A 7,203-nucleotide genomic window follows, 5' to 3' on the forward strand; every position below is an offset into this window, starting at 1 on the left:
TGTGCCATACGCAGTTACGTTTCGAGTTGCAGAAAGCAAAATATAACAGCTTCAACAGCGCTGAACTTGTTGTTCAGTGGGCATTTGCCAGATATTTTTGTTCAGTAGGCTGAATAGTTACAAAAAAGTAAACAAAAAAAGTTTAGCCTTCACAGAAAACATATTGATAAGGAAAAGTTTTCTCGTTGGTTTTTAAAGACCTTTTTAGGCTTCCATGATTTTTTCCGTTATCCAACTGCTGTTGAGTTACCTATCCTTGCTGACTATGTATTTAAAACCGATTTAAAATGCTCTGAGTTTGTCAACTTGAATATAGAAATGCATCAAGGTGAAGATCTTGAAATCGTTCAAGTTGTATCAGTCGCACCGTTAGAACTTGAAGAGCATACAGTCGGTATGATGGTTGAGCTATATGGGATTCGCATTTTTGGCACTTTTATTAAAAATCAGAGCTTAGGGCTGAATAAGAAAAGTAGTTCCTTGAAATTAAGGTTTATTGAGTTTCCAAAGCGACTATCTTGTGTGATTGAAATCAAATAAGCGCAATGAAATGTATTTATTAGATATTTACGAAATATCTAAGTCCTCTTTAATCTTGCTGTTTTTAGCTTAATTATTAACGTTTGAAATGTGTTCATATCATTAAGCGTTATTATTATGTTTATGCATCGGTATTTATTAGCTTCTTTGGTTTTTACTTTAGTACCAATTAAAACTTATGCAGGATCAATTTCAATTCCAACAGGTGAGCTATCTTGCATTGTGACAGATTATGCATTGAAAGAATCTTACCCTCAGAGTAAATGCACGTTCACTGATACTAATACTGTTAACGTAAAAGCAGGAAAATTCTATATCTCTAGTTCAGCAACTTATTCTGGAACAGTATATTCATTATTTTATCGGACGGCAGTACTTAAAGGAGTATTTCCTGATACGCTTTCGACAAATGAAACCTACTTTGCAGCCCCTGAAAGAATAGGCTTAGATATTTTCCAGCAATATCGATGGGCGATTAGCATAGGGGGGCAATGATATCCATATCCATCAGTTACTTTAAGTAACGTCTGATTCAATTTCTTGTGAGTATGATTTTTTCCGTTGAGGTAAAGTGATTTGCTCTACCCAAGGCTTTAGATAAGGTGTAGCCTCAGCTGCTACGCCTTGCCTTTCCATCTCTTTGGCGAATCTTTCTCGCCATACCTGCGGCAATCCTTTTCGAACATGCAACCGTTTCCTATCAAAACCAAGGTTCTTAACCGTTAGATGAACATGAGGGCTGTCAGTATCAGTGTGCAATGCCATAACGTATTGATGATTGTAGGCGAAGGTCTTTTTGGCGAACTCTCTTACGGCTTTTTTCACGGCTTTGGGTTCGGTGCCATCGGGCATGGATAGAACGATGTGAGTACTGTGCCTTGCTCTTCTTTTAGTGTTGGCTTGTGGTTCTTCCCAGTCTTGAGCGAGAAGATGGAGTGACTGTTTATTTTGGTAAACCTGACCACATTCATCTTCGATTTCCAGTTTTCCATTACGACTGATGTAATCAAAATGGCTTTGGGTATGATCGGCTGAGTAGCAGTAACCACTGATCTTAACCATAACTTCTGGTGGCTTCTTACTGTAGCGAGAAAGAGGTTTGATGCGGTTAGTTTTGTGTCTGACGTCACCAGATAACAGCCCTGATATAGTATCATTAGTAAGGCTACTCATTGCTAGCCTCTTCTAGCTCAAGCTGCCAGCGGTGATAGCTTTGATGGATAAGCTTATTTACTTTTTTTCTGTGGCAATTAAGGCGTTTGGTTAGCATTTCTATCATGTCTTTGGTGACTTTGTTGCTTTCCCTAAACTCAATGTTTAACACTCTAGCGATTTGATTTAGGTTACGACCAATAGCTGCCAGCTGACGGTTTGATTCTCTCAGTGCATTTATTTCTGAGTCGGTGATGATTGGGTTTCGTTGTAGACTTGCGGTAACGGATGCTTTGACCCAGCTGGTTGGATTTATATAACCCTCAGCTTTAGCTTGGGATTCCAATTTCACAAATTCATGGCTGGATAATCGGATAGTGATTTTATTGGTTTTGGCTTGTTTGAAAGGTTCGTTATAAGCAATGTCTGGAACGGAATGCTTGATGAGTTGTCGCATCATGCCAGATTCAGAAACACCTTGGCTTTTGCAGTATGATTTCCAGTTAGACTTTTCATCGTCCGTTAAACGAATTTCAACTCTCGCCATCACGACCTCCAACATTGTGAAGTACAACCGCACCTTATAGATTTGAGATTATCGCCATGATGGATATTTGTACAGTTAAAAGTCAGTCTTTTAGGGTTTTCAAACGATTAATTTCACCTGTACGGCAAATGCTGGCAAAGGTTACGGCATTTGCTGGCAGAAGCTACGGCAAACGCCATCAGTTTGCGAATCCTGCACTAGCTTTAAACTTATTTTAGATATTTCTTAATTAATGCCTCGTCCTGAATCAAATTTTTTAAATTACTTTGAACTTTAGATCTAAACCTTGCGTCTGACTCTATATTTTCTTGGGTATCAAGTTCTAAGCAGAACTGATGTACATCTAGTGATTTTGAAAATAGCTTAAACGCTAAATTATTAAATGCCAAAGCTGAAGTGTAATCGCGAGATTTCCATTCTTTATCTCTCAACATTAAAGAATCACAACCTAGATTCCATAACGCATCCATTTTTTCACCACGAGTTAAAGCTGTTGGATAGTCATTTAGAAAGCCTGTAATTCTGAATAATCGAGATATAGAGTTTTTTTCACTTTGCATCACATGAAAAAGTTTTATTTGTTCACTCCTTGTAGACAGTTTTAGCACTCCATTTATGCCTATTGGTTCCGTAGAGCCATACCTAGTTGCTTGACTGTCAAAAGGAGTTGTTTCTAGTGAAAATGCCATACCAGTTTCTGAAATTTATGGGTTGAGGTTTAACTTTAGAAGTTATGACAGCAAAGGAAGTTAATTGTTGTTTATTATAAACACCTTTTTTTGACGAAAAGGAACTCAAATGCAGCGTAGATTAAGCTAAAAAGTATCACTCCACATAAACTACGCTTCATCATAAATGTGCCTTGCTCATCCTACCTAAAACCCAATAACCTATCTATTTTTCGACAAAAGTTCCCCAAAGACCGAAAAAATTAATGTTTCCTCACATCTCCCGTATTTATTAGTTTCTTTAGCTTTCATATTGATTTTAAACTGAATTTAACCTTAACCAATCACATTCTCTGCTTTACAGAAAATCACCTTTCCTTTGTAGTCGTTAACAAAACATTGACTGATAAACAAAGAGATTTTGGTAGCCAAGCAATGGTAAAACGATAGTTCTCTATTAATCACTGTAAGTTACCTATCTCCAGCAGTAAGGAGGCCGTGTGTTAACTAACAAAGCATTCTGTGAAACGGTGAGTTCTGTACTTAAAAAGGCTGTTACTAACCGATATTTAATCGTGATTGAACACCTTAAATTTATTGATGATGAGTTTTGGATCAATTACCGCTTTGGTTCCTGTCTCAAAATGTACTGTGAAAAAGTGCAAGACGTATACGCATCACAAGATCAATCTGTGTTTTGGGAACATCAATATGCAAAGTTGTCCCGCTACTTGATCTATAGCCAGATTTACCATGAGCTTGTTAAACATCAGAGTTCTGAACAAAAGCAAAAATTTGTAGCTGATATATTGAAGGAGGCCAATCATGACTTCTAAATGTCAGCAAAACCTATTTCGAACGGCAAACATTAACTATGTGTTGATTGGGGCTTTGTTGTCCGCCTCGATTATTTCTCATTTAATAGCTAATCGTTTAGTTGGAATTGTGGGTTTCCCAGTGATCCCTGCTACGTTCTCATACATGTTGGTGTTTTCACTCTCAGACATTCTGGCCAGTCTTAATAGCCGTCGGTTTGTGATTTTTGTGCTTCTGGGTGAAGCAGTCACAAATTTAGTGTGGTTCTCTTTCATTATGGGAGTAACCAGCGCACCAGAGCCAGAGTTCTTTGCATTAGGACAATCATACCAAGATGTGTTTGGTAGTGTTCCTCAATTATATCTAGCCAATCTTGGTGGTGGGCTAATTATCAGTATTATCGATATTTTGTTGTTTTCTCATTGGTACAAAACTAAGAAGTTCACGTTCTTTAAAGCCTCGTTTTTCTCAACCATTGTCAGTATCAGTGTCTACACCTATTTCACTGACTACTTTGGATTTAGAGGCAACTATCCAGACCATGTAATGCTGTTAGCTCATGTGAATGCAATAACTAATGTGATATGCGTGTTCTGTTACTCGGTTATTAGTGCATGGGCAATGAAACATATTTTGAACTATGTCCATCAACAAGATACCAACTCAGGGGTGTACCATGATCAAGTTTGAAGGCTTTAGCCATATCAACATCGTTGTTGATGATACCGAGAAGGCCATACATTTTTATCAAACCGTGTTTGGTGCCATTTCTCAACAATGCTTTCCAAATTTCAAAAATATTGGTTTTGCAAAATCTGCTGGGTTTATAAATAAGCCAGAAGATGTTGATGTGACAATCACATTTTTAGAGATCCCAAATACAGGAGTATTTATTGAACTCATGGAATACCACTCGCCTCAAGGGAGCTGTGATATTCGATTTAAACAAACGCATGATATGGGCAATGTCGGTCATATTGCACTGAAAGTTACTAATATCCAAGAGGCATTTGAATTTATTAAGCAACAACCTGATGCCACGTTAATTAACTCTTCTGATGACTACCAAGCTTTTAAAATTGATGATATTTCTGCTGATGAGTTTTATTTTTTTGATCCTGAAAAGGACGCCAACCTCGATGAAAAGCAAGCTGTGTGTGATGTTGTTTCACAAATACGCTATTTCTATTTTATCGACCCTTACGGTGTTCAGTGGGAGCTAGAACAAGGGCATAGCGATATTGGTTCATAGCTAAAAGCTGAACATAACTCAGAATTAATTTGACTGAAACGACAAATATGTTTGTATTTTACACAAATATTAGACGACAAGAGATCATCAATGGAAACGAGCTTAGGGGAACGGCTAGAACGTGCTTTATTTGAGTTAAATGTTACTCAAAAGCAGCTGGCTAAAAAAGCTGGGGTTACGCAGCAGACCATCAGCTATATCGTCAAAAACAAAATACCTGAGTCTAAGCTTGCTCCCAAGCTTGCAGATGCCTTGGGGATAAACCCCAATTGGTTAATTTTAGGTTTAGGCGAACTCACCAAAAATTTTGGTTATGAGATCCCCATAATTAACAGTTACTTTGTTTTACAAAAGTTCTTTCGTGATGGCTATCGCATCTATGGCGAACCGTTTTTGGTCACTGAAATCAACCTTGGAAAACAAGCTTTTGCCTTTCAGACTGACCTTGATCAAGTGGCCATTTGTAGCCTAGAAAACAGCTTTAACGCCAAAGAGTTTTTGTTAATAGAAGCAAGTAAGTTCCAAGTATTAGATTCACAGCAAGACAATGCCTATCCAATTTATGAGTGGAGAAAACGCAGTGTGGAATATTGAACATTTAAAAAACTGGTGCCGATTCCAGCGAGATGAATCGCGTAATGAACCTGATCAAATTATTTTTGAAAATCTAGAATACAAAGATGGTCAGTTTTGGTGTTTTTACCAAACCTGTGACAACGATAGACATACTAAATTGCCGATGGAAGAGCTTATTAAAGTCGTTCGGGGCTATGCGCTAACCAAGAGTGATTACCTAAAGTTCATTCAGTTCGAGACTTACCACAATTGCTACGAACACTATTTTAAACATCAAGCGGAACCTGTTCGTGATTCTTATGTGGATTATGTGTTGAATAAAGCTATAAAGATAAAAGAAGCTTCTTAAAAATGCTCAACTACCGAATACCGTTTTTTTTGATGTAATCCATAGCCTCATGAGCCCCTTTCAAACTATATTGGGCTTTTGAAGTATTATTTTGATTGCTATTATCAATTGTATATACATCCAATACACCGCTATGGCTCCGCAATACTGAACTGACCTCTTTAAATGACAAATTAAAATCATCACTAACTCCTTGAGCCATACCTTTTTCACACTCAAGAGTTTCTTGATGTAGAATTTGATGGTTCACTTCAAATTGTATGGAGTATTTATGTTTAGCAAAACAATGAGTAAGTAATAGAGCATAGCAATGCTTATAATTACAAGCGAATCTTAGCGTATCATTATCACCCCAGAGGGTTTCTATTTTGCTGTTAGTACTTAGTACTAACTCAAATGAAAGATCCCCTCCATACCAGTTACCATCCCCAAAGCTAAGATTTTGAGAATTTGGTTTTGCAGATATGCCAAGGCTATAAATGGATACAGCTACTATCAAAGATAATCTGAACAGCTTATTCAAAATTATTTCTCCAGCAGAGATAAAGCTTACGCACAAAAGGTTAGAAATATAAAGTTGATGTTAATGTATTGAGTAAACTTTATGCTTTTATTTTTTACTTTTCCCTTTCAATTGTTTTTGCTTCTGTCGCTGTTGTTCACACAATATTTTTAATTTTTGAGCTAGAATTGCGTTCTCTAATTTTTGCTTTTTGACTTTTTCTGGATCAAGTCCGTGAAGTGAAGAGTAAAAATTTTCGTAAAATGAATCTCCAGCTTTATCTTTTGCTTGTTCCATACAAGTTTGGAAATCGTCTTTTGGTTTATCTATAAGTAAATTAGGGGATAAACATCCAGTTAATACAGGCGTGAATAAGGCTGCTGTTATAACCAAGCTCTTCATGTCTTTCACCTATCAAAGAAAGCGATGCTGCGCAAAAAACAGTATGTCTGAGATTACCAGCACTTCTTTGTCATCATGAGCGCAACATAACCTGTGTTCAGGACTTATTCAGACTCCTGTATTCCCCCTTTGTACAAATAATGAAGCCTTAACCACTCCTGAATCAACAACAAACATATAGATATTTAATTTGACCTTGCATATCAGCGTATCTTAAAAAATAAATAAATAACAAAAACATTTGTTTTTTCTGTTTGATTGGGAGATATGTACATAGGTATCTACACAATGTGATCACTTTCTAAGCAATTAAACTTTTTCATGGAACTGTTTGAAAAAGTGGCGATCAGATCTGCAAATTCCCTTCAACTGACGATAAAAATGGATTTGTTTGCACAA

Annotated in this window: 12 protein-coding genes; 7 read left to right on the forward strand and 5 right to left on the reverse strand. The window is 36.9% G+C overall.

The features are described from left to right. Positions 1–306 precede the first annotated feature (306 nt). Together D5018_RS19925 and D5018_RS19930 are read left to right on the forward strand one after the other, a co-directional pair. On the forward strand, positions 307–540 hold the full coding sequence (locus tag D5018_RS19925) for a hypothetical protein (RefSeq protein WP_133309350.1): 234 nt from the start codon (positions 307–309) through the stop codon (positions 538–540). Between the two features lie 117 nt (positions 541–657). Continuing rightward, complete coding sequence (locus D5018_RS19930; RefSeq protein WP_121840734.1) at positions 658–1,035, forward strand: hypothetical protein; 378 nt, start codon at positions 658–660, stop codon at positions 1,033–1,035. A 21-nt stretch (positions 1,036–1,056) separates the two neighbouring features. On the opposite strand, the gene D5018_RS19935 is transcribed toward D5018_RS19930, so the two are convergent. From D5018_RS19935 to D5018_RS19945, 3 genes are all read right to left on the reverse strand, one after another. Beyond that, on the reverse strand, positions 1,057–1,713 hold the full coding sequence (locus D5018_RS19935; protein WP_121840735.1) for a relaxase/mobilization nuclease domain-containing protein: 657 nt from the start codon (positions 1,711–1,713) through the stop codon (positions 1,057–1,059). Beyond that, on the reverse strand, positions 1,706–2,239 hold the full coding sequence (gene mobC / locus D5018_RS19940) for a plasmid mobilization relaxosome protein MobC (RefSeq protein ID WP_165905125.1): 534 nt from the start codon (positions 2,237–2,239) through the stop codon (positions 1,706–1,708). Before mobC ends, D5018_RS19935 begins: the two co-directional genes overlap by 8 nt. 209 nt (positions 2,240–2,448) lie before the next feature. Then, positions 2,449–2,928: a hypothetical protein gene (locus D5018_RS19945; RefSeq protein ID WP_121840737.1), complete on the reverse strand. Its 480-nt coding sequence runs from the start codon at positions 2,926–2,928 to the stop codon at positions 2,449–2,451. A gap of 479 nt (positions 2,929–3,407) precedes the next feature. On the opposite strand from D5018_RS19945, the gene D5018_RS19950 reads away from it, so the two are divergent. The 5 genes from D5018_RS19950 to D5018_RS19970 all read left to right on the forward strand — a co-directional run bounded on the left by D5018_RS19950 (position 3,408) and on the right by D5018_RS19970 (position 5,900). Further along, on the forward strand, positions 3,408–3,743 hold the full coding sequence (locus tag D5018_RS19950; protein WP_121840738.1) for a hypothetical protein: 336 nt from the start codon (positions 3,408–3,410) through the stop codon (positions 3,741–3,743). Further along, positions 3,733–4,413, forward strand: a complete 681-nt coding sequence (locus D5018_RS19955; RefSeq protein ID WP_121840739.1) for a VUT family protein — start codon at positions 3,733–3,735, stop codon at positions 4,411–4,413. Before D5018_RS19950 ends, D5018_RS19955 begins: the two co-directional genes overlap by 11 nt. Continuing rightward, positions 4,400–4,975, forward strand: a complete 576-nt coding sequence (locus D5018_RS19960) for a VOC family protein (RefSeq protein ID WP_121840740.1) — start codon at positions 4,400–4,402, stop codon at positions 4,973–4,975. Before D5018_RS19955 ends, D5018_RS19960 begins: the two co-directional genes overlap by 14 nt. 90 nt (positions 4,976–5,065) lie before the next feature. Beyond that, positions 5,066–5,569: a helix-turn-helix transcriptional regulator gene (locus tag D5018_RS19965; RefSeq protein WP_121840741.1), complete on the forward strand. Its 504-nt coding sequence runs from the start codon at positions 5,066–5,068 to the stop codon at positions 5,567–5,569. After that, positions 5,556–5,900: a hypothetical protein gene (locus tag D5018_RS19970; protein WP_121840742.1), complete on the forward strand. Its 345-nt coding sequence runs from the start codon at positions 5,556–5,558 to the stop codon at positions 5,898–5,900. The genes D5018_RS19965 and D5018_RS19970 overlap by 14 nt, the downstream gene beginning before the upstream one ends. 10 nt (positions 5,901–5,910) lie before the next feature. Here the strand turns inward: D5018_RS19970 and D5018_RS19975 are convergent, their stop codons facing one another. Both D5018_RS19975 and D5018_RS19980 read right to left on the reverse strand, forming a co-directional pair. Then, positions 5,911–6,423 carry a hypothetical protein gene (locus D5018_RS19975; protein ID WP_121840743.1) on the reverse strand — a complete coding sequence of 171 codons (513 nt, stop codon included), beginning with the start codon at positions 6,421–6,423 and terminating at the stop codon, positions 5,911–5,913. Positions 6,424–6,510: 87 nt separating this feature from the next. Further along, the gene (locus D5018_RS19980; protein WP_121840744.1) at positions 6,511–6,804 is read right to left on the reverse strand and encodes a hypothetical protein; all 294 of its coding nucleotides are present in this window, start codon (positions 6,802–6,804) and stop codon (positions 6,511–6,513) included. Positions 6,805–7,203: the final 399 nt, after the last annotated feature.

This window comes from Parashewanella curva (genome assembly GCF_003675895.1).
In the GTDB taxonomy this organism is placed as follows: domain Bacteria; phylum Pseudomonadota; class Gammaproteobacteria; order Enterobacterales; family Shewanellaceae; genus Parashewanella; species Parashewanella curva.

What these genes read in the sequence shown, in the direction of transcription:
- D5018_RS19930 (WP_121840734.1), top strand. Translation starts at nt 658, where the DNA reads ATGTTTATGCATCGGTATTTATTAGCTTCTTTGGTTTTTACTTTAGTA.
- D5018_RS19935 (WP_121840735.1), bottom strand. Translation starts at nt 1,713, where the DNA reads ATGAGTAGCCTTACTAATGATACTATATCAGGGCTGTTATCTGGTGAC.
- mobC (WP_165905125.1), bottom strand. Translation starts at nt 2,239, where the DNA reads ATGGCGAGAGTTGAAATTCGTTTAACGGACGATGAAAAGTCTAACTGG.
- D5018_RS19945 (WP_121840737.1), bottom strand. Translation starts at nt 2,928, where the DNA reads ATGGCATTTTCACTAGAAACAACTCCTTTTGACAGTCAAGCAACTAGG.
- D5018_RS19955 (WP_121840739.1), top strand. Translation starts at nt 3,733, where the DNA reads ATGACTTCTAAATGTCAGCAAAACCTATTTCGAACGGCAAACATTAAC.
- D5018_RS19960 (WP_121840740.1), top strand. Translation starts at nt 4,400, where the DNA reads ATGATCAAGTTTGAAGGCTTTAGCCATATCAACATCGTTGTTGATGAT.
- D5018_RS19965 (WP_121840741.1), top strand. Translation starts at nt 5,066, where the DNA reads ATGGAAACGAGCTTAGGGGAACGGCTAGAACGTGCTTTATTTGAGTTA.
- D5018_RS19980 (WP_121840744.1), bottom strand. Translation starts at nt 6,804, where the DNA reads ATGAAGAGCTTGGTTATAACAGCAGCCTTATTCACGCCTGTATTAACT.